The sequence below is a fragment of the Pseudomonas fragariae (ex Marin et al. 2024) genome, assembly GCF_059621105.1.
In genome coordinates, this window is the sequence record NZ_CM184369.1 from 925,298 (window position 1) to 943,511 (window position 18,214).

General features: G+C 55.3%; 18 protein-coding genes. 7 read left to right on the forward strand and 11 right to left on the reverse strand.

Annotation, left to right across the window (positions count from 1 at the left end; all coding sequences use genetic code 11):
* Positions 1–34 precede the first annotated feature (34 nt).
* The 8 genes from AC54XV_RS04105 to AC54XV_RS04140 all read right to left on the reverse strand — a co-directional run bounded on the left by AC54XV_RS04105 (position 35) and on the right by AC54XV_RS04140 (position 9,491).
* The gene (locus tag AC54XV_RS04105) at positions 35–1,030 is read right to left on the reverse strand and encodes an AbrB family transcriptional regulator (RefSeq protein WP_496717980.1); all 996 of its coding nucleotides are present in this window, start codon (positions 1,028–1,030) and stop codon (positions 35–37) included.
* Positions 1,031–1,092: 62 nt separating this feature from the next.
* Positions 1,093–2,166, reverse strand: a complete 1,074-nt coding sequence (locus AC54XV_RS04110; protein ID WP_129450608.1) for a lactonase family protein — start codon at positions 2,164–2,166, stop codon at positions 1,093–1,095.
* Between the two features lie 24 nt (positions 2,167–2,190).
* Positions 2,191–2,676, reverse strand: a complete 486-nt coding sequence (gene rraA, locus AC54XV_RS04115) for a ribonuclease E activity regulator RraA (protein WP_129450606.1) — start codon at positions 2,674–2,676, stop codon at positions 2,191–2,193.
* Entirely contained in the window at positions 2,663–5,374 is a 2,712-nt protein-coding gene (gene acnA / locus AC54XV_RS04120) for an aconitate hydratase AcnA (RefSeq protein WP_129450604.1), read from the reverse strand. Before acnA ends, rraA (AC54XV_RS04115) begins: the two co-directional genes overlap by 14 nt.
* A 125-nt stretch (positions 5,375–5,499) precedes the next feature.
* Positions 5,500–6,381, reverse strand: coding sequence for a LysR family transcriptional regulator (locus AC54XV_RS04125; RefSeq protein WP_129450602.1), 882 nt, complete (start codon positions 6,379–6,381; stop codon positions 5,500–5,502).
* Positions 6,382–6,393: 12 nt separating this feature from the next.
* Positions 6,394–7,029 carry a 3-oxo-tetronate 4-phosphate decarboxylase gene (gene otnC, locus AC54XV_RS04130; RefSeq protein WP_496717984.1) on the reverse strand — a complete coding sequence of 212 codons (636 nt, stop codon included), beginning with the start codon at positions 7,027–7,029 and terminating at the stop codon, positions 6,394–6,396.
* Positions 7,026–8,294, reverse strand: a complete 1,269-nt coding sequence (gene otnK, locus AC54XV_RS04135) for a 3-oxo-tetronate kinase (RefSeq protein ID WP_496717986.1) — start codon at positions 8,292–8,294, stop codon at positions 7,026–7,028. The genes otnC and otnK overlap by 4 nt, the downstream gene beginning before the upstream one ends.
* Positions 8,295–8,420: 126 nt before the next feature.
* Positions 8,421–9,491 carry an isocitrate/isopropylmalate dehydrogenase family protein gene (locus tag AC54XV_RS04140; protein WP_129450595.1) on the reverse strand — a complete coding sequence of 357 codons (1,071 nt, stop codon included), beginning with the start codon at positions 9,489–9,491 and terminating at the stop codon, positions 8,421–8,423.
* Between the two features lie 253 nt (positions 9,492–9,744).
* Between AC54XV_RS04140 and rraA (AC54XV_RS04145) the strand changes: the two genes are divergently transcribed.
* Positions 9,745–10,230 carry a ribonuclease E activity regulator RraA gene (gene rraA, locus AC54XV_RS04145; protein ID WP_129450593.1) on the forward strand — a complete coding sequence of 162 codons (486 nt, stop codon included), beginning with the start codon at positions 9,745–9,747 and terminating at the stop codon, positions 10,228–10,230.
* Here the strand turns inward: rraA (AC54XV_RS04145) and AC54XV_RS04150 are convergent.
* Positions 10,227–11,156: a GntR family transcriptional regulator gene (locus AC54XV_RS04150; RefSeq protein ID WP_129450613.1), complete on the reverse strand. Its 930-nt coding sequence runs from the start codon at positions 11,154–11,156 to the stop codon at positions 10,227–10,229. The two genes, rraA (AC54XV_RS04145) and AC54XV_RS04150, sit on opposite strands and share 4 nt — an antisense overlap.
* Positions 11,157–11,311: 155 nt before the next feature.
* Here AC54XV_RS04150 and AC54XV_RS04155 point away from each other — a divergent pair, with 155 nt between their 5' ends.
* From AC54XV_RS04155 to AC54XV_RS04170, 4 genes are all read left to right on the forward strand, one after another.
* Positions 11,312–11,971, forward strand: coding sequence for an aspartate/glutamate racemase family protein (locus AC54XV_RS04155; protein ID WP_129450591.1), 660 nt, complete (start codon positions 11,312–11,314; stop codon positions 11,969–11,971).
* Between the two features lie 34 nt (positions 11,972–12,005).
* Positions 12,006–12,806 carry a hydroxypyruvate isomerase family protein gene (locus AC54XV_RS04160; RefSeq protein ID WP_187598743.1) on the forward strand — a complete coding sequence of 267 codons (801 nt, stop codon included), beginning with the start codon at positions 12,006–12,008 and terminating at the stop codon, positions 12,804–12,806.
* A gap of 257 nt (positions 12,807–13,063) precedes the next feature.
* Entirely contained in the window at positions 13,064–13,807 is a 744-nt protein-coding gene (phbB, locus tag AC54XV_RS04165) for an acetoacetyl-CoA reductase (protein WP_129450587.1), read from the forward strand.
* A 113-nt stretch (positions 13,808–13,920) separates the two neighbouring features.
* Positions 13,921–15,252, forward strand: a complete 1,332-nt coding sequence (locus AC54XV_RS04170; RefSeq protein ID WP_129450585.1) for a CitMHS family transporter — start codon at positions 13,921–13,923, stop codon at positions 15,250–15,252.
* Positions 15,253–15,317: 65 nt separating this feature from the next.
* Here the strand turns inward: AC54XV_RS04170 and AC54XV_RS04175 are convergent, their stop codons facing one another.
* A complete protein-coding gene (locus AC54XV_RS04175) occupies positions 15,318–15,770 on the reverse strand; it encodes an Lrp/AsnC family transcriptional regulator (RefSeq protein WP_129450583.1) in 453 nt (150 codons plus the stop codon).
* A gap of 183 nt (positions 15,771–15,953) precedes the next feature.
* Between AC54XV_RS04175 and AC54XV_RS04180 the strand changes: the two genes are divergently transcribed.
* The gene (locus tag AC54XV_RS04180) at positions 15,954–16,571 is read left to right on the forward strand and encodes a LysE family translocator (RefSeq protein WP_129450610.1); all 618 of its coding nucleotides are present in this window, start codon (positions 15,954–15,956) and stop codon (positions 16,569–16,571) included.
* Between the two features lie 24 nt (positions 16,572–16,595).
* The gene (gene panB / locus AC54XV_RS04185) at positions 16,596–17,438 is read left to right on the forward strand and encodes a 3-methyl-2-oxobutanoate hydroxymethyltransferase (protein WP_129450581.1); all 843 of its coding nucleotides are present in this window, start codon (positions 16,596–16,598) and stop codon (positions 17,436–17,438) included.
* A 316-nt stretch (positions 17,439–17,754) separates the two neighbouring features.
* Here the strand turns inward: panB and pilM are convergent, their stop codons facing one another.
* Positions 17,755–18,195 (reverse strand): type IV pilus biogenesis protein PilM, encoded by a 441-nt coding sequence (gene pilM / locus AC54XV_RS04190; RefSeq protein WP_496717991.1) that lies wholly within the window; start codon positions 18,193–18,195, stop codon positions 17,755–17,757.
* Positions 18,196–18,214 lie beyond the last annotated feature (19 nt).

The window sequence follows — 18,214 nt, forward strand, 5'->3', positions numbered from 1 at the left end:
GCCAAGGCCGGTTTTCACTTTAGGGGGCTGACTTTCAATCCACTTTTTCCCTTTCTGGAAGCGCACATCGCTTCACCCATCGATCGTGTATCGGCTCAGCGCAGAGCATCACCACCACCAAGCGCATGATCTGCATCGCTGTGACCAGACCGACCGCCAGGTGCAGGGCCTCGGCTGTGAGGTACATCTCGGTACTGCTGCCCGGCATCATGCCAAGTGCCAGGGTTGAGGTCGGGAGGTCGATGACATGGCTCAAAAGCCACGCGGTCAGAACCGTGAAGCCGATCATTGATAGGGTGAACGCCGCCACCTTGAGCAGGTAGGTCGGGGCTGACCTGAAGAATTGCCGGTCAAAATGGGTACCCAGTGCACAGCCAATCATCAACTGGCCGTAATGGCTGAGCTCTACCGGCAAGGCCATTTGCAGGTTGAACATGGCTGTGCAGAACGCGCAAAGGACCATGGGCCCGAACATCCAGGGATTTGGCCAGCCCAGACGCTTCCATCCCATCGCGACCAATGCGCCTCCCAGCAGCATAGGTGCCAGCCAATGCCAGTCCGCCGGCAGCCTTGCATAGGTCGCATTAGGCAGTACGTGGGCCAGATAAAACATCGTGGGCGGCACACATAAGACGATCAATGCCAGCCTGACGCTGTGTGCGGCTGCGATCTTGCCCACATCTGCTTTATGACGCATGCCCAACTGGATCATCTCGGCGAAGTTGGCTGGCATGAAGGCAAAGTAAGCAGTGGTGAGATCCATCCCTCGGCGGTGCATGAAGCTGATGCCAACCAGCGCGATGCCTAGGGGCAGGAACGCTACCAACAACATCATCGGAAAGCGTTGGATGATCTCGTCCAGTACCAGGGGTGTGAAGTGCAGGCCGATGGATGTGGCAATCATACATTGGCCTGAAATGCGCCCTTTAGGTATTTCGCCAATCCTCCAACCGATACACCGCACGGCGATCACCGCCAACATCGAACCGATGATCCACGGCAACGGCCAATGCATCCAGGTTGCTGCCATGGCTCCACATACTCCCACGATGGGGGTGCCCCACCAGGAGCGAAGTCCCTTTAGAAAGGATTTCATGCGCTGAAGTCGCGACGGTCAGCGAAAACCATGCAAACGGGGCTCCCTGTCTCGATAACCTGGCCTGTCGATTTCAGTCGACCTGTCTGTGAATCTACGGAAAACGTGACAATGGTGTCGGTGTCTTCATTGGCAGCGTAGAGAAACTGTCCGGACGGGCTCAGCGCGAAGAAGCGTGGTGTTTTGCCTTCAGTGGGGAAGGCTTCGACAAAGGTGAGCAGGCCGCTTTGCTGGTCGATGCTGAATAGCGCGACGCTGTCGTAACCGCGATTGGACGCATAGAGAAAGCGGCCGGTTTTATCAACTTCGATTTCTGCCGCCCGGCTGTTGCCGACGAAGCTCTCTGGCAGCGATGACAGTATCTGCAGGGGCGTCAGTTCGCCGGTTTCGCTATCAAAATCGTATGTCGTTGCGGTCGAGTCGAGCTCGTTGATCGCATAGAGGCGCGCAAGTGAAGGGTGGAAAGCAACGTGGCGAGGGCCCGAGCCTTCTCGCGCGACGACAAGCGGCACTTTGGCAGGCTTGAACGTGCCTGTTTGCGCATCGAATTCGAAACTGAAAATTCGATCCAGGCCTTTGTCAGGCACGATAACGAAGCGACCACTCGGATCAAACGGGTTGAAGTGTGGTTTCGGGATGGTTTGCTCTACCCGATGAGGCCCTATTGGCCCTTCCATTGTGGTGCACTGCAGCAGTTCACCCAGCGTTCCATCAGCCTCTATCGCTATCACCGCCATCGAGCCGCCTATGTGGTTGCTGACCAACAGATAGCGATTGTCAGGATCGATGGCCAAGTGAACCGGGTTCAGCCCGCCAGTCGTGACGGTGTTGAGCAACAACAATCGACCGTCGGCATTGACGGCAAAAGCACTGGCCTCTTCACGATCCCCGTGAACGCAGTACAGAAACTGCTGATCTTTGCTCATGGCGAGAAACGACGGGTTGGTCAGGCCTGCAACAAGCTGCAGATGGGTTAGTCTACCGGTCGCTTGGTCGAGTTTATAAACATTGATTCCATCGCCGCGAGCGTTTCTGTCTCGTGTCGTGCGACATCCTACGTATGCGTACATGCTCAGCTCTCTTGTTCCATAAAATCAGGCAATTAATCCTGCGTTCGACGCGTCCACGACGAGTACACCGTCTTCATCAGCCACCACCAGGTCGCCAGGCTGAAAAGTGATACCGGCGAGCGTGACGGCAATTCCCGCCAGTCCCTGGCCTTGTCGGTTTGAGCCTTTGGGCACAACCCCAAGGGCGCGTACTCCGATGTCCATCGAAGCAATGGTCGTCACGTCACGCAAACAGCCGTTGATGATCACGCCTTCCCACCCGTTATCCATCGCAATTTGGGCGCTCATATCGCCAAACACCGCACACCGCTCACTGGCGCCCGCATCGATGACCAGCACTTTTCCCTGGCCGGGAGTCGCGATGGCTTCTTTGATTCGCGAACTGTCTTCGTAGCATTTGACTGTGACGGCCTCGCCTCTGAATTGAGTGCGTCCACCGAAGCTTTGGAAACGAGGAGGGAGGAACCGGGCTCGATCCTTTAACTCATCGCAGATTTCAGTGGTGTTCATGGCTGGTAGCCTCCTTCAACGGTTTTGTCTGGGCCACAACCTTGCGCACGACGTAGGGAAGAATGCCGCCTTCGCGCAGGTATAGGGTTTCCTGGGTGGAATCTATTTTCAGGACAAGTTCGAAGACTCGCTGTTCGCCGTTTTGAGTAATCAGCATACGAATCGGGTTGACCCCCACAGCCAGACTGTCCAGTCCTTCGATATCAAGTTGCTCAGAACCGTCCAGGGCTAGATCTTCGGCGCTTTGGCCAGGTTTGAACTCGATGGGGAATACGCCCATGCCGATCAGGTTGCTACGGTGGATCCGCTCAAAACTCCGAGCCACCACGGCCTTGACCCCCAGGGTTGCTTGAGCCTTTGCGGCCCAATCGCGACTTGAGCCCGCGCCATAGTTGAACCCGGCGACGATCAATAGCGGGATCTTTTGCTCGACATAGGTCAGCGCGGCGTCATAAACCCGCATCACGTCGCCGGTAACGTTCTTCGCCCAGCCGCCTTCTGCCGGCTGCTCTGCCAGAAGCAGATTCCTGACTGACCGGTTCACGAAAGCACCGCGCATCATCACCTCGTGGTTGCTGCGGCGGGTCGAGTACTGGTTAAGATCGTCGATGGCCTCACCACGATCCAGCAACCATTGGCCAGCCTGACTTTCGCTTGGAATGGCACTGGCCGGTGATATGTGGTCGGTGGTGACGTTGTCACCTAACACCATGAGCGGACGAGCGCCTTTGATCGCCAGGGATTGAGCGGGCTCAGGATTGACGCCCTGCAGATAAATCGGGCGACGGAGGTAGGTCGATGCAGGATCCCAAGGGAACTGGACACTCCCCACTGCTGACAGTTGTTGCCAATGATGAGTGCCATCCCACAGTGTCGCATTGCGTTTGCGGAACAGCTCTGGCAATACCGTGCGCTCGACCAGTGCGTTGACTTCGTCCTCTTGCGGCATCAACTCGTGGAGGAATACATCGTTGCCTTCAGTATCCTGGCCTAGTGGCTGACGCTGAATATCCGTATCAATGGTGCCTGCAATGGCGTAAGCGACGACCAGCGCAGGTGAAGCCAGATAGCCGATCTGTACTTTTGGATTGACCCTGCCTTCAAAGTTTCGATTGCCAGAGAGCACGACAACGGTCTTCAAACCTTCGTCGGCAAAGGTTTCCATGTGCGGTTCTAGCTTTCCGGAGTTACCGATGCAGGTCATGCAGCCAAAACCTGCGAGGTCAAACCCGAGTGCCGAGAAGTCAGCCATCAGATCGGCATGTTCAAGGTAATCGGCAACCACCTGGGAACCAGGCGACAGCGAGGTCTTGACCCATGGTTTGCGCTTCAGGCCTCGGGCTCGGGCTTTACGTGCAAATAAGCCGGCCTGAATCATCTGGCTCGGGTTCGCGGTGTTGGTGCAACTGGTGATCGCCGCGATCGAGATCACTCCATGCGTAACAGGCTCGCCGAATGAAGGCTCAAAGAAACTCGCGGTCTTGTCGGTTGAGGTGGCAATGACTTGTGCACCTTCACCCAGGATGTCATGGCGGAAGGAGCTGGCTGTGTCAGCCAGCTTGCGCCATTGATGCGGCTGATGCGGGCCCGCAACGCTGAGTTCGATTGCATCCAGATCCAGCTCAATGACTTGTGTGAATTGAGGCTCAGGGTCGCTGTCATGACGCCACAGCGATTGCACGCCGAGGTAGGCGTCAATTCTCGCCAATGTTTCATCGTCGCGGCCGGTGAGACGCATGTACTGCATGGTCGTATCGTCGAATGGGAAAAACACCACCGTCGCGCCGTACTCAGGGGCCATGTTAGACAACGTGCCCCGAGCGGCCCAGCTCAACCCTGATAAACCCGGGCCGCAGAACTCTACAAATTTACCGACCACGCCACGGGCCCGCAGGATTTGAGTCATCCGCAATGCCAGATCGGTGGCCGTCACTCCGGGCCGCAACTTGTTTGTCAGGCGAATGCCGATGACTTCCGGAAAGCTGATAGGGATTGGCTCGCCGAGCATGGCTGCCTGGCCTTCAAGACCGCCAACGCCCCAGCCGAGGATGCCGATGGCATTGATCATCGGGGTGTGGCTGTCAGTTGCCACCATGTCGTCCGGGTGCAGCAATGGCTCATCGTCGGACGTGCGGCTTTCCCATACCACCTTGCCCAGTGATTCCATGTTGACCTGGTGAATGATGCCCGTGCCTGGAGGTACGACTTTGAAGTTATCGAGACTTTCCTGCGCCCACTTGATGAAGCGGTAGCGCTCGGAGTTTCGGCGGTAGTCGATATCCAGATTGCGCTCGACCGAGTCGGCGTGGGCGTAACTTTCCACGATCACGGAATGGTCGATGGTCAGAACAGCCGGAATCATCGGGTTCATGGTGGCAGACGCACCACCCATTTCGCTGACCATGTCGCGCATTCCGGCGAAATCTGCGAGCGCGGGCAAACATGTGGTGTCGTGAAACATCAGGCGATTAGGGAAGAAGGGCACTTCACAATCGGCACGGTTGGTTTCAAGGCATTCCAGAAAATCGGGCAGCGAGGCAGGGGAGCAGCGGGCTACGTTCTCCAGCAGAATTCTCAGGGAATAGGGAACGCTAGCCAACCGTTCTGCAGTAACGACTTTTTTGAGATCTACAAAAGCGTATTGACGGTTGCTCACATTCAGATGATTGAGAAACCGAGGGTCGATGGTTGAGATCATATGACCTTCAAGATGTGTTCGTGAGTCGAAGTGGCGGTTCCACTGCTTGATAGGATGATCCTAAGCAACCTCTGACCAGGCGAAAATTGATACTTGAAGAAAGAAACGTTCGCCTCAGGAGAACGTCAGGCAGTGAGGTGCCCGACAAAGGCCTTGGCGGTGGGAGCCAATGCCTCAAAACTGCGGGAGACGATGTTCAGTTGCCGATGCGCCCACGACTCCTCCAAGGCGATGGCATGCAGATGCAAGGGCTTGAGGTACCGTCTTAATACGTCGCGCGGGAGGATGCAGATCCCCAGATTGGCTGAGGCCATCTGGCACATGCATTCAAAACTGCTAACCCGGATCCGTTGGCGCACCGTCGTGCCCAGCTTGCCGGCGTGCTCAGTGAGCAAGTTGTGGACAGAGCTTTCCTGATGAGGCCCGATGAATTCGTAGCCCAAGGCCTGCTCGAATCTGACGCCCGTGAATTGCGCCAAGGGGTGGGTTTCCGAGACGGCTACGACCAACTCATCGGTTCGGTAGGCGATCGATTCAAGCCCCATGGCAGGTGTCTGCTCGGCAATGATGCCCAGATCGGCGCGCCCGTCTGCGACTGCTCTGACGATCGCGGCACCCACACGCTCTTCGATGTCGAATTTTATTTCAGGATAACTGTTCAGAAAGCGGCCGACGTCGATGGTGAGGTGCTGTGCCAATGCAGAAGTAATGGCGTGTAGACGAATATGGCCCTTGGTGCCCGAGCCATATTCTTCCAATTCCGAATCCATTTTGCCCAGCGTTTCCATGAGCTGCACGGTGTAGTGCCTCAAGGACTGGCCCGCCGGAGTCAACTCCATCCCGCGCGGATACCTGACAAACAAGCTGGCCCCGACCTTGGCTTCCAGTTCGCTGATGCGTTTGCTTACAGCAGACGTCGCCAGGTGGCAGCGTTCAGCTGCTCTGGTGAGGTTTCGCTGCTCAGCAACTGCCATGAATATTTCAAGGCTCAGCAGGTCGTGGCGCATTGGCTGTCTCGCTTAGCGCTGTGGATACCGTCGATGCAGATCGGCAATCTGATCGGGTGTCAGCGTCTTGAATTTATGTTGAAAAATCAGCAAGAAAAGCTGGGCTGTTGCTTCGAGCTCTTCCGTGGCATCCACAGCCGCGCTCAAATCAGAACCCGCGACAAGCGGCCCGTGGTGCGCCAACAGCATAGCGTGGTGTTTGCCGGAGAACGAACGCACCGCGTCCGCCAGCGCTGGATCACCTGGAGCGTAGTACGGAACGAGCGGCAGCTTGCCGACACGCATGGCGTAGTAAGCCGTGATAGCGGGCAACAAGTCGTCCGGATCCAGCCCATCGAGTACTGACACCGCAACCGAGTGGGTGGAATGCAGATGAACCACCGCACCACTGGTTGGCCGCTCCTCGTACATGCCGAGGTGCAGCAGTGCTTCTTTGGAGGGTTTGTCACCACTGATGTGGCGCCCGCTCCAGTCGAGCTTCGACAATCGCGCAGGGTCAAGTCGGCCCAGCGATGATCCGGTAGGGGTCAAAAGCCACCCATCGTCTACACGTGCGCTGATATTGCCTGTGCCGCCATGAGTCAGCCCACGGTCATACATGGACTTGCCCAACAGAACTATCTCTTCGCGAAGTTTGTTTTCGCTCATCGCACCCGCCCCAACGCCTTCTCGAAGAAGTCGACAGTCCCGAAATTGCCGGACTTCAAGGCTAGCGCAATCGGAATATCTCTAAGCCCGACCGTCCAAGGTACACCTGGATCAATGGTCGCCCCGACGCGAAGGGCCTCAAAATCAAGCGCTTTCACCACGGCACCGGAGGTCTCACCACCGGCAACAACCAGCTTCCTCACTCCGAGGTCGACCAAGCCGATTGCTATGCGTGAGAGGGCGTCTTCGACGATCTGGCCCGCAGCTTCCACGCCGAGCAATTCCTGGGCGGCTTTTACAGTTTCTGGTTTGGCACTGCCATAGATCAGGACGGGCTCGGTCTGGATCAGGCTTTTCGCCCACTCCAGTGCCTGTGCCACTTGATCTTCACCTTTGGCCAGGGTCAGAGGATCAATCTGGAAACTCGGCCTGCTGGTTTGCCAATGCTCGACTTGCGCGTTGGTCGCAACCGAGCAACTACCGGAAAGCACCGCCCCAAGACCACCGACTGGCGGCAGTTCGGAGGCTGCTTCGTTGCGCACCAGCAAACCTTTACGGCCGAAATTGTCCGGCAAGCCCAGGGCAATTCCTGATCCACCGGTGACCAGCTTGTGATCCTGGATGACGATGGAAATGGCCCGCAAGTCGTCGTCGGTGACGGCATCAACGATGGCATAGCCGCAACCGGATTCCTTCACTTGAGCCATGGTCTTCTTAAGCAGGCCGTTGCCCTTGGATACCGCGCTGTGAGGGATCAGGCCAACTTTCTTGTTGGTTTGCTGCTGCAATACATTGACCAGGTTTGAGTCGGTCATGGGAGTTAGCGGGTGATGACGCATGCCTGATTCGCTGAGCAGTACGTCGCCCACGAACAAGTGACCTTGGTAGACGGTGCGTTTATTTTCAGGGAAAGCAGGGCAGGCGATGGCAAAGTCGATACCGAGGGATTCCATCATGACATCGGCGACCGGGCCAATGTTGCCCTTGGGGGTGGAGTCGAATGTGGAGCAGTATTTGAAAAAATACTGGCGACATCCGAGCGTTTTTAGCCACTCCAAGGCCTCTAGCGACTCTTTGATCGCGTCATCAGCAGGCAAGGTGCGGGTCTTGAGTGCGACCACGACGGCCTCAATATCATCCGGGATTGGCGCCTTGGGAATGCCGATCACCTGCAGCGTGCGCATACCGCCGCGCACCAGTGTGCTGGCAAGGTCGGTGCCGCCGGTGAAGTCGTCGGCGATGCAGCCCAGCAACAATTTAGTCACTGTTAATCCTCCCCGATTCAAGCATCGCGATCGGTGCCTGCGATGTTGAACGTTGAATTCTTGTTGGTATGGAATTGCCTGGATACAGCAAAAAGAGCAGCACTAGGCGTGCTGCCCCTTCTTCAGTCAGCCCAGGATGACCTTGGCTACTGCTTCGCCGAACGCTTTGGTGCCTAATTTGCCACCCAGATCCGGGGTGCGTTGCTCCGGGTTTTCCAGCACGATGTCGATAGCCCGATCCATCTCGGCTGCGGCGGCCACGAGGCTGGAGTTGTTGCGTTGCTCGCCCATCCACTGCAGCAACATGGCCACGGAGAGGATCATCGACACCGGGTTGGCAATATCCTTGCCCGCGATATCCGGGGCCGAACCGTGCTGGGCCTGCGCCGCGCAGTGAACATCGCTGGCCATGATCGAGCCGGCCAAGCCGAGGCTGCCGGACAGCTCGCTGGCCAGGTCGCTGATGATGTCGCCGTAGAAGTTGGTCGCGACCAGTACGTCGAAGCGCTCCGGGCTACGTACCAAATGCGCAGTGGAAGCATCGACCAACAGATCATCCAGCTGAACTTCGGGAAAGTCCTTGGCTACGTGACGTACGGCTTCCAGGAACAAGCCATCGGTCATGTGGAAGCTGTTGGCCTTGTGGATTGCGGTCACTTTCTTGTTGCGCTTCATCGCCAGTTCAAAAGCGCGACGTGCAATACGCTCGCTGCAATGACGGGTGATTTTACGGGTCGAGAGTGCCATGTCCGGGCTAGGCATCACTTCGCCCCAGCCACGGCTCATGTTGCGGTCTGGATAGAAGCCTTCGGTGGCCTCACGCATGATCACCAGATCCATGGTCTTGCCTTCCTTCATGTTCGAAGTCAGGAAAGAGCGAGTGCGGGCAGGGCGCACGTTGGCGTACAGGTCGAGGCCGATACGGAAGCCGGCGGAGACGTTACGGCCGCCTTTTTCAGGAACCGGGTAGTCCGCATGAGACTGGGTGCCCAGGATGATGCCGTCGTATGTCTTGGCCTTGTCCAGAATCTCATCGCGCAGGGTAGTGCCGTGCTTTTCGAGGCTCTTGAAGCCGACGTCGTCATAATCGAACGTCAGGCCGAGGCTGAATTTTTTATTGACTGCGTGCAAAACCGACATCGAAGACTCGACGATTTCCGGGCCGATACCATCGCAGGGAAGAACAAGAATACGCATCACACTCTCCTAAATTTTTTATTCGAAGCTGAGGCAGGCCGTAGGGTTGCCAGAGATTTCATGTACCTCATCTGGGCGAAATACAATACCGTCAAGACGTTCACCTGGCCGTTACCGTCTGGCGACTGCATCGCGTTTCGGTCTCCAGTCGTCAATATGTCGCCCTGATAGATTGCATTTTATTGCATCAATATCCAGATTGTGCAACCTTTGTTTCCACAGTTTGCTATCTCCCCGACAGACCGGAGTGTTTATGTCTTACAAAACGACTGACCTATGCGACGAATTTGGCAACAAAGCCCGAGTGCTTGCGCCCATCTTTCAGGATCTTGGTGGCAGGAAGGACTTCACCGGCGAGGCAGTGACCGTCAAATGCTTCGAGGACAATTCGCGAATTAAAGAGCTGAGCGCTGAGGCGGGCGCAGGAAAAATTCTGGTCGTGGACGGCGGCGCGAGTGATCGCTGTGCATTATTAGGGGACGTCATTGCCGAAGATCTGGTGAACAGCGGGTGGGCGGGCGTGTTGATCTACGGCTATGTCCGGGATCGAGCTGTGCTTGAAAAACTGCCAATCGCGATCAAGGCGCTGGGTTCGTCTCCACGCAAATCGGTCAAGCGCTCCGAAGGCCAAGTAGGCGAGGCCGTGACCTTCGCAGGCCAGACAATCGCCAACGGTGATCGGCTATATGGCGATGACGATGGCGTGGTGATTCTCAACGAACCTGTGCATGTTGTTTAAGTCGCCGCCGAGGTCTCGATGATTTTCTGCTGCTCCAGCTCATCCCTGGCTTCCTTGGCTGTCTTCAGGCGGCCAACGATATCGAGGTGGGTGCGCAGAAAGTCAGCAGCTTCTTCGCGTCGGCCAGACTGGATGAGATCAAGCAAATGAATATGTTCTTTGCATTGGTTGATAAGACGCGGTCTGTCGACGTTGGCCTTATACCCCATGAAGCGTCTCAGCTGATTCTGACGCCGGATGGCTTCAAGGAAAAACGCATTGCCCGAGCAGCGAATAATCAGCTCGTGCAGTTGCGCCCCGACCTGAAAGAGCTGAGAGCGAGAGAGCTTGAATATGTCACCATTCAGCAGCTCCTGCTGGACTTGTCTGGCCTTGGCAAACGCCACCTCGTCCACCTTGTACCCAGGTTCAAGCAGGGCTGCCGGTTCAATGGCCATCCGAAACCGATAGCTTTGAATATGGGCATTGGAGTCGTGGAGAAAATTATTGATCTCCCATCCCTGGCCTGGTTTGCGTTCAATCATGGATTCGTTCGCAAGGCGGTTCAGCACCTTGATGAGCTGTCCGCGAGGCACTCCATAACGCCGGATCAGCTCTGCTTCAAAAAATGTGGTTGGAACGTCACCGCGCAGCACGTCATCCACGACGCGCAGGTAGAAATCCTCGAAAGGGTCGGCATCCAAAAGCAGATTGCTGATGTCGATCGCGCTGGCGTCACAGGTCAGGTAGTACCCGCGATTGGGTTCTTTGGTCGCCAGGCCAAGCTCTTCGAGCAAGGCAAAGCCGCGTCGGATGGGCGAGCGGGAAACGCCGAGCTCTTTAGCGAAGGCTTCTTCGCGCAATGGCTCACCTGCATGCATGGAGCGTGCACGAGCCATATCAATGATCTTTGGTGCCAGTTGCTCGGCAAGATCTTTTCTTATCACTGGCTTCATCGAGTGTTATCGCGCCTGAACTACACGTTGCGCAGTGTCATCGTGATTGCACTGCGTTTCACCAAAATACCATATCAACGCGTTCTGGCTACGGCACGGCCTTCTGATGGAATTGCCGTATCAAGAACGACAAAGCAGGTTTTTCCATGACAGCAAAAAGCATTTTTCTCATTCACGCTACGCCAGTCGCCATTGAGCCGATTAATCAGGCCTTTGCGAAATTGTGGCCCGAAGCACAATTGGCCAACCTGCTGGAGGATTCCCTTTCTAGAGATCTCGCAGCTGCAGGTTGTATTACCGAGGCACTGAAACTCAGATTCCTGGCCTTGGCTCACTACGCCGTTCAGGCAGGTGCTGACGCAATACTGTTCACCTGCTCGGCATTTGGCGACGCTATTGATCTGTGCAAAAGTGAGCTTTCCATTCCTGTACTCAAGCCTAATGAAGCGATGATTGACGAAGCCATATGGCAGGCGTCTCGCATCGCCATCGTTGCGACATTTGCGCCGGCTATTGAATCATTGGTCGACGAGTTCACTGAGGCCGGCAAGGCGGCCGGTCGTCCTCTTGAACTGAGCAGTTTCACCTGCCCCAAGGCGTTGGAAGTGTTGCGCTCAGGTGATGCAGAGCTGCACGACAAGCTGATTGGCGAGCTGGTAAGCGGTATCGAAGGTCAGGATCTGATTTGCTTCGCGCAATTCTCGATGGTGACGGCCGCCACTTCAGCCAAGCAAGCAACAACGCTAAACATTTTGACAACCCCTGACAGTGCGGTGCTGAAGCTCCGCGCCTGCCTGGAAGCCTGACGTCATCGTTTGCTTTTCTTCAGATGGTATGTAGATGCTCAATTTCAACGCGCACTTAGGTTTTCAGTTTACGGAGAAGACTTTTCTCAAACGGTTCGAAACGGCCGCATCGGCGGGATTTTCGGCCGTGGAGTTCCCCACACCCTATGACCATGAAGCGTCGCTTCTTTCGGACTTGCTGCAAGAGCACCAATTGACCATGGTGCAGTTCGCCGCTCCCGTCGGGTTGACCAAGGGGCTGGCCGCCGCAACATCACGAGACGCCGAATTCAAGGCAGGGCTCGCTGATGCAGTGGATTACGCGAAACAGCTCAAGTGCAGCAATGTTCACCTGATGTCAGGTATCAACATTCCTGGTGCGCTGAACACGGATGGGCAAACCTACCTCGGCAACCTCCGTTATGCCGTCGATTATTTGGCTGACAATGGTCTTAATGGCCTTGTCGAGGTCATCAGTGCGAGCGAGATGCCAGGTTACTATCTGAGCAACTTCGATTTGGCCGCCCCTGTACTGGACGCTATACCCGAGCTGGGGTTGATTCTGGACGTCTACCACGCGCAGTTAGTGTCGGGGGCCGGTTCAAGCCTCTTGAAACAGTGGATTGATCGAGTTCGGCACGTTCAGGTCGCGGATTGGCCAGGCAGGCATGAGCCCGGTACCGGGCATCTTAAGTACGCAGAAATCTTCAGTTTCCTTGAAAACGTGGGCTACAGCGGCTGGATTGGCTGTGAGTATCGACCGCTCATGGCCACCAATGAAGGGCTTGGTTGGCTTAACAAGTGGGGCGTCGTCCCTAAAAGTGGTTCGCGTTCTCCAAAGGAGAACAGCATTTAGGTGCATGTAAATGCAAGATTACCGAAAGTGCGAGTATCGGCAAATCTTATGGGTGATTGAGCCAGCGTTTCATGCGCTTTTACTCGAGTACTAAGCCAAACCTCGTTCATCGGGGTTGTTTTCCTACGAAAGCGTTGCCCTTTTACGAATTGTACCGCATCACATTGCAAAACAATTTTGAGTGGCGTCTAGTAGGTTCAGTGGCCAAATGGCCCGCAAGTCGTACTCCCAACAAAAAACAAAACAGGAGTGTTCGTATGTCTAAGCGTATTGCTTATGTGACTGCTGGTATGGGCGGTTTGGGTACTGCCGTATGTCAGCGTCTTGCCAAAGACGGCTTCACCGTCGTTGTGGGCTGCGGCCCCAACTCTCCGCGCAAAACTGCATGGCTCGCAGAGCAGAAGAAACTCGGTTACACCTTCATAGCCTCTGAAGGTAACGTTGCTGACTGGGAATCCTCAAAGCTCGCTTTCGAGAACATTACCAAAGATGTTGGCCCCGTTGATGTGCTCGTCAACAATGCGGGTACAGCCGTCAATGTGGTTTTCCGCGATATGCAACCAGGCGATTGGCAAACAGTCATTGATACCAACCTCAACTCGCTCTTCAACGTTACCAAGCAGGTCATCGACGGCATGGTTTCCCGAGGCTGGGGCCGGGTCATCAATATCTCGTCCGTCAATGCCCAGTTGGGCCAAGTAGGCCAGGTCAATTACTCTACGGCTAAATCCGCAATTCGTGGATTCACCCGTGCGCTGGCCAAGGAAGTGGGTTCGCGTGGCGTCACCGTCAATACCGTCTCCCCTGGTTATGTGGCAACTCCGAGACTCAAGTCCATTACCACTGTAGATGCGATGGATCGCATCATCAACGAAATTCCGTCCCGGCGTCTGGGTAACCCGGAAGAGATCGCGGCAATTTGCTCCTGGCTGGCATCTGAAGAGTCTGGTTACGCCAATGGCGCTGACTTCTCGATCAATGGCGGTTTGCATATGAGCTAACAGCCGTCGTCTCGGTACTAAATGACTGAACACTGCTGTAGCCAAACTGATTCTCGACAGCGCATACGCGCTAAATCATAAAAACAATTGTACTTTTAACCGAGGACATACAAATGCTGTCTTTGCTTGGTTACGGCATGATCGTGACCTTTATGGCCCTGATCATGAGCAAGCGGCTCTCGCCCTTGGTCGCACTTACGATCACTCCTATCGTCTTCGCCTTGATTGGTGGCTTTGGCCCCGATATGGGTGACATGATGATCGACGGCCTGAAGAAGGTCGCACCCACGGCCATCATGGTAATGTTCGCCATTCTGTACTTCGGGATGATGTTCGATACCGGGCTATTCGACCCCATCATTCGCACCTTCCTGAAAATCATCAAGGGCGACCCGGTCAAGGCCGTGATCTTCTCCACGCTGCTGGCGGGGATGGTTTCACTGGATGGTGACGGCTCAACGACTTACATGATCACGGTCACCGCCATGCTGCCGTTGTTCAAACGGCTGAGGCTTAACCCGCTAGCTTTAACCTGTGTGGTGATCCTGGCGGCGAGTGTTACGAACCTCTTGCCTTGGGGTGGGCCGTTGGCGCGTGCTGCCGCATCGCTGCAGGTGGATACATCGGATCTCTTCATCCCGATTATCCCGTCGATGATCGTCGGATTCCTGGGCGTGATGGCTCTGGCCTACTTCATCGGTCTGCGCGAACGCAGTCGTTTAGGCAAACTGGTGTTGCCTTATGATGCCGAGGTGGCAGTCTATGATGAGGATGTTACCGGCCTGCCCTCCATGTCGCAGGAAGACGAAGATCTGCGCCGTCCGAAGCTGTTCTGGCTCAATGCGATGCTTACCGTAGGTCTGATGACTGCGCTGGTCCTGGAGCTGTTGCCACTGGCCGTTCTGTTCATGGTCGCGTTCTCGGTAGGTCTGGTGATCAACTATCCGCATATGGCGGATCAACGTCGCCGTATCGCCGCTCACGCACCAACAGCCCTTAACCAGATCGCGATCTTCCTGGCTGCTGGTATCCTCGCTGGCATTCTTTCGGGTACCGGTATGGTGAGCGCGATGTCTGCAAGCTTTCTGGCTGCGCTTCCAGACACATGGGGCCCTTACATGGCGCCGATCACTGCGCTGGCAAGTATTCCGGGCACGTTCTTCATGTCTAACGATGCTTTCTACTACGGCGTGCTGCCGGTACTGGCAAAGGCTGCTGAAGTGTATGGCATTACCCATGCCGAGATCGGTCGCGCGTCCCTGGTGGGGCAGCCTGTCCACCTGCTGAGTCCTCTTGTGGCTTCTACTTACCTACTTTGTGGTTTGGCTGGCGTGGAGTTCAGCGACCATCAGAAGTACACCATGAAATGGGCATTTGCCCTCAGCTTCCTGATCATGGCTGCGATGATAGGATTCGGAGCGTTCCCGATAATCCCGGGTCAGTAAGACGCGTCGCATTAAAAAAACCGCCTCGGCGGTTTTTTTGCTTTGAAAAGTTTTTTGGCATGCCATCAGAAGCTTAATGGCCTGTCCTGTATTACCCGTTTCATTACCAGGGTCGACGTCAGTCGTTGCACATTGGGTAGTGTAGAAAGGCTCTCGTCGTAGAGCCTTTGGAAGGCTGGGAGGTCTGGAGTAATCACGTGCAGCAGATAGTCCGGCTCCCCAAACAGTCTTTGCGCATTCACCACTGGTTCTATGCCCGAAAGCGCTGATTCAAAAGCCTCGACTGCTTTTCTGTCTCCTTCTCTCAGAGTGACAAAGACTATTGCCGAAAAATTGAGGCCCAGTGCGCTGGGATCCAGTTGGGCTCTGTAGCCGAGCAAGACACCGGACTCTTCCAGAGCGCGCACTCGCCGGTGGCAGGGCGAAAGGCTCAGGCCCACCCGTTCGGCCAATTCAGTGACCGAAAGTCGACCGTCTTTCTGTAATTCAGAAAGAATCTTTCGATCAGTTCTGTCCATTTGGAAGGATCTCCCCATGATTGAGGTTTGAGTGGTCATCTTTGAAAGTAAATTCTAACAAAAATTCATTATTCTTCTTCGCAATTTTAACGTTCGCGGCATTACAAAAACACAGTGTTGCGCAAAGTTCTGAGGGTAAGAAATGCAAAAGTTGGTGTTTGCAAAAAACGAGAGGGGAGCAATGTGAGCCTGAGCGTTTTCGCTGCCTTCTGGGCAGTATCAATTCTGTTCGTTATTACGCCCGGGGCTGACTGGGCTTACGCAATATCGGCCGGCCTGAGAGGGCGTGTGGTAGTGCCTGCGGTGACTGGACTACTTTCTGGTCACTTGATTGCAACAGTGATTGTTGCCGCAGGCGTGGGCACCCTGATGACAAATCATCCGTTTGCACTGTCGGTGCTGACCGTCATTGGGGCGGGATATTTGCTGTGGTTGGGGATTAACATGCTTGCCCGACCCTCCACTCCGCATGCTGATGACACTCAGGCCACGGGCTCATGGGGTCATTGGGCCTTCAAAGGCTTTTGCGTAAGTGGCCTCAACCCCAAGGTGTTCTTGCTGTTTCTTGCGTTGTTGCCTCAGTTCACTGATGCTGCGGCTCCTTGGCCGGTGCCGATGCAAATGATCGCCCTGGGGCTGATGCATACTGTCAGTTGCGGGGTCGTTTACTTTATGGTCGGCTTCGGTTCACAAGCAGTTTTAGGCGCACGTCCCTCCGCCGCACGTCTTGTTAGTAGACTGTCTGGCGCGACAATGATTGTTATTGCGGCGATTTTGCTGATTGAGCAGCTACTGCGTTAATTCTTTTTCGGAGAGACTCTATCGATGAACGATCAACCTTCGCCCTACGGCAGCCCAAGTCAGGCTCAGCCAGTGACTCGGATCAGAATCCCTCATCTCAAACAGATGAAGGTGGAAGGTCGGAAATGGGCCATGCTCACTGCGTATGACATGTACAGCGCAGCTATTTTTGCAGAGGCGGGAATACCCGTCCTGCTGGTGGGCGATTCTGCCTCCAATAATGTCTATGGCCATGACTCAACGTTATCGGTCACCGTTGACGAACTCATCCCGCTGGTTCGTGCTGTTTCTCGATCTGCACAACGAGCGCTTGTGATTGCCGATCTGCCTTTTGGCTCTTATCAAGCCTCGGCAGAGCAGTGCTTCCATACAGCCGTCAGGTTTATGAAAGAGGGCGGTGCCCATGCAGTGAAGCTTGAGGGCGGCATCGAAATGCTGGCGCAGGTTGAAAAGCTTACCCAGTCAGGCATCCCGGTTATGGCTCACATTGGCTTCACCCCGCAGATGGAGCATCAGTTGGGGGGTTACCGTGTACAGGGGCGAGGAGAGGATTCGCAGCGACTAATTGAAAGTGCCATAGCATTCGAAGCCGCAGGTGCATTTGGTATTTTGATAGAGATGGTGCCCGCTGACGTAGGCCGAGCGATAACAGAAGCCGTTTCTATTCCCACGGTCGGCATCGGCGCAGGCAATCAATGTGATGCTCAGGTGTTGGTCTGGCAGGATATGGCAGGTTTACGCAACGGCCGGCTGCCCCGTTTCGTCAAGCAATACGCTGATCTGCGTTCGGTACTTAGTAACGCTGCCAAGGACTTTGCGTCCGATGTGAGCAATGGTTCTTTCCCGGGGCCGGAGCATAATTTTTAACTGTGGAGAGTGGGTGACGAGGAAGGCGGAAATCTGCTGGCCTGGTTCAGAAGCAACCCGACCGAAAAGCTGGTGCCATTTACTGTCTACGTAGCCACAACCTAAGTCCGAGAAATCTCAGCAGTTGGGGCAATCCTGCGTCAGCGGCCGCAGTCTGACTTCTGCCAGTCAGGGCCACACAATGTGCTGCTCAAATCCTATCTGAATGACGGGGCAAGTCGAATGCAAATGAGCGGGCAAGTGCAGCGTAAATGAGCGGGCAGGTGGAGAGCAATTACCCAGCAGGTGACAGCCAAGGCGACTTGTCACCTTTTCCTCAGTGGTAGGCGACAGCTGCTCCAGTTGGAACTGCCGCGGGCAGCGTGACCCCCACATACCCTGAGCTTGGTGTGAGCAGGCTACCGGAGGACGCGGTGCCGATGGCCAGGGAGCCCCCAGTCAAATTCATCATCTCTGAAACAAGACCAGGAGGAGGGGATCCGAAGAACGCGTAACTTCGTCCAGCATCGATCACTCCCTCCACCCCAGGGTAACGCGCGTACCAGCTGGGCAGTGCCAACTGGTTATCGGCCACCGTTCCTGATGCAGCTTTGTGAGCGTTGGCATACTTGGCCAGAGCATTTCTGTAGACGAGGACGTTATGAGCAATCAAGGAGATTTCTACGGTCTGGGAGCTCTGTTCTGCCTGGTGTGACTTCTCGTAAACCATTCCGAGCACTGCTGTAATCACCACCATTGCAAGCCAGTAAATGTTCACTCTACTTCCTCGATGACTG

Bases quoted from the DNA above. Each gene is read 5' to 3' on its own strand.
- AC54XV_RS04105 (WP_496717980.1), bottom strand. From the start codon at position 1,030: ATGGCAGCAACCTGGATGCATTGGCCGTTGCCGTGGATCATCGGTTCG.
- AC54XV_RS04110 (WP_129450608.1), bottom strand. From the start codon at position 2,166: ATGTACGCATACGTAGGATGTCGCACGACACGAGACAGAAACGCTCGC.
- rraA (WP_129450606.1), bottom strand. From the start codon at position 2,676: ATGAACACCACTGAAATCTGCGATGAGTTAAAGGATCGAGCCCGGTTC.
- acnA (WP_129450604.1), bottom strand. From the start codon at position 5,374: ATGATCTCAACCATCGACCCTCGGTTTCTCAATCATCTGAATGTGAGC.
- AC54XV_RS04125 (WP_129450602.1), bottom strand. From the start codon at position 6,381: ATGCGCCACGACCTGCTGAGCCTTGAAATATTCATGGCAGTTGCTGAG.
- otnC (WP_496717984.1), bottom strand. From the start codon at position 7,029: ATGAGCGAAAACAAACTTCGCGAAGAGATAGTTCTGTTGGGCAAGTCC.
- AC54XV_RS04140 (WP_129450595.1), bottom strand. From the start codon at position 9,491: ATGCGTATTCTTGTTCTTCCCTGCGATGGTATCGGCCCGGAAATCGTC.
- rraA (WP_129450593.1), top strand. From the start codon at position 9,745: ATGTCTTACAAAACGACTGACCTATGCGACGAATTTGGCAACAAAGCC.
- AC54XV_RS04155 (WP_129450591.1), top strand. From the start codon at position 11,312: ATGACAGCAAAAAGCATTTTTCTCATTCACGCTACGCCAGTCGCCATT.
- AC54XV_RS04160 (WP_187598743.1), top strand. From the start codon at position 12,006: ATGCTCAATTTCAACGCGCACTTAGGTTTTCAGTTTACGGAGAAGACT.
- phbB (WP_129450587.1), top strand. From the start codon at position 13,064: ATGTCTAAGCGTATTGCTTATGTGACTGCTGGTATGGGCGGTTTGGGT.
- AC54XV_RS04170 (WP_129450585.1), top strand. From the start codon at position 13,921: ATGCTGTCTTTGCTTGGTTACGGCATGATCGTGACCTTTATGGCCCTG.
- AC54XV_RS04175 (WP_129450583.1), bottom strand. From the start codon at position 15,770: ATGGACAGAACTGATCGAAAGATTCTTTCTGAATTACAGAAAGACGGT.
- panB (WP_129450581.1), top strand. From the start codon at position 16,596: ATGAACGATCAACCTTCGCCCTACGGCAGCCCAAGTCAGGCTCAGCCA.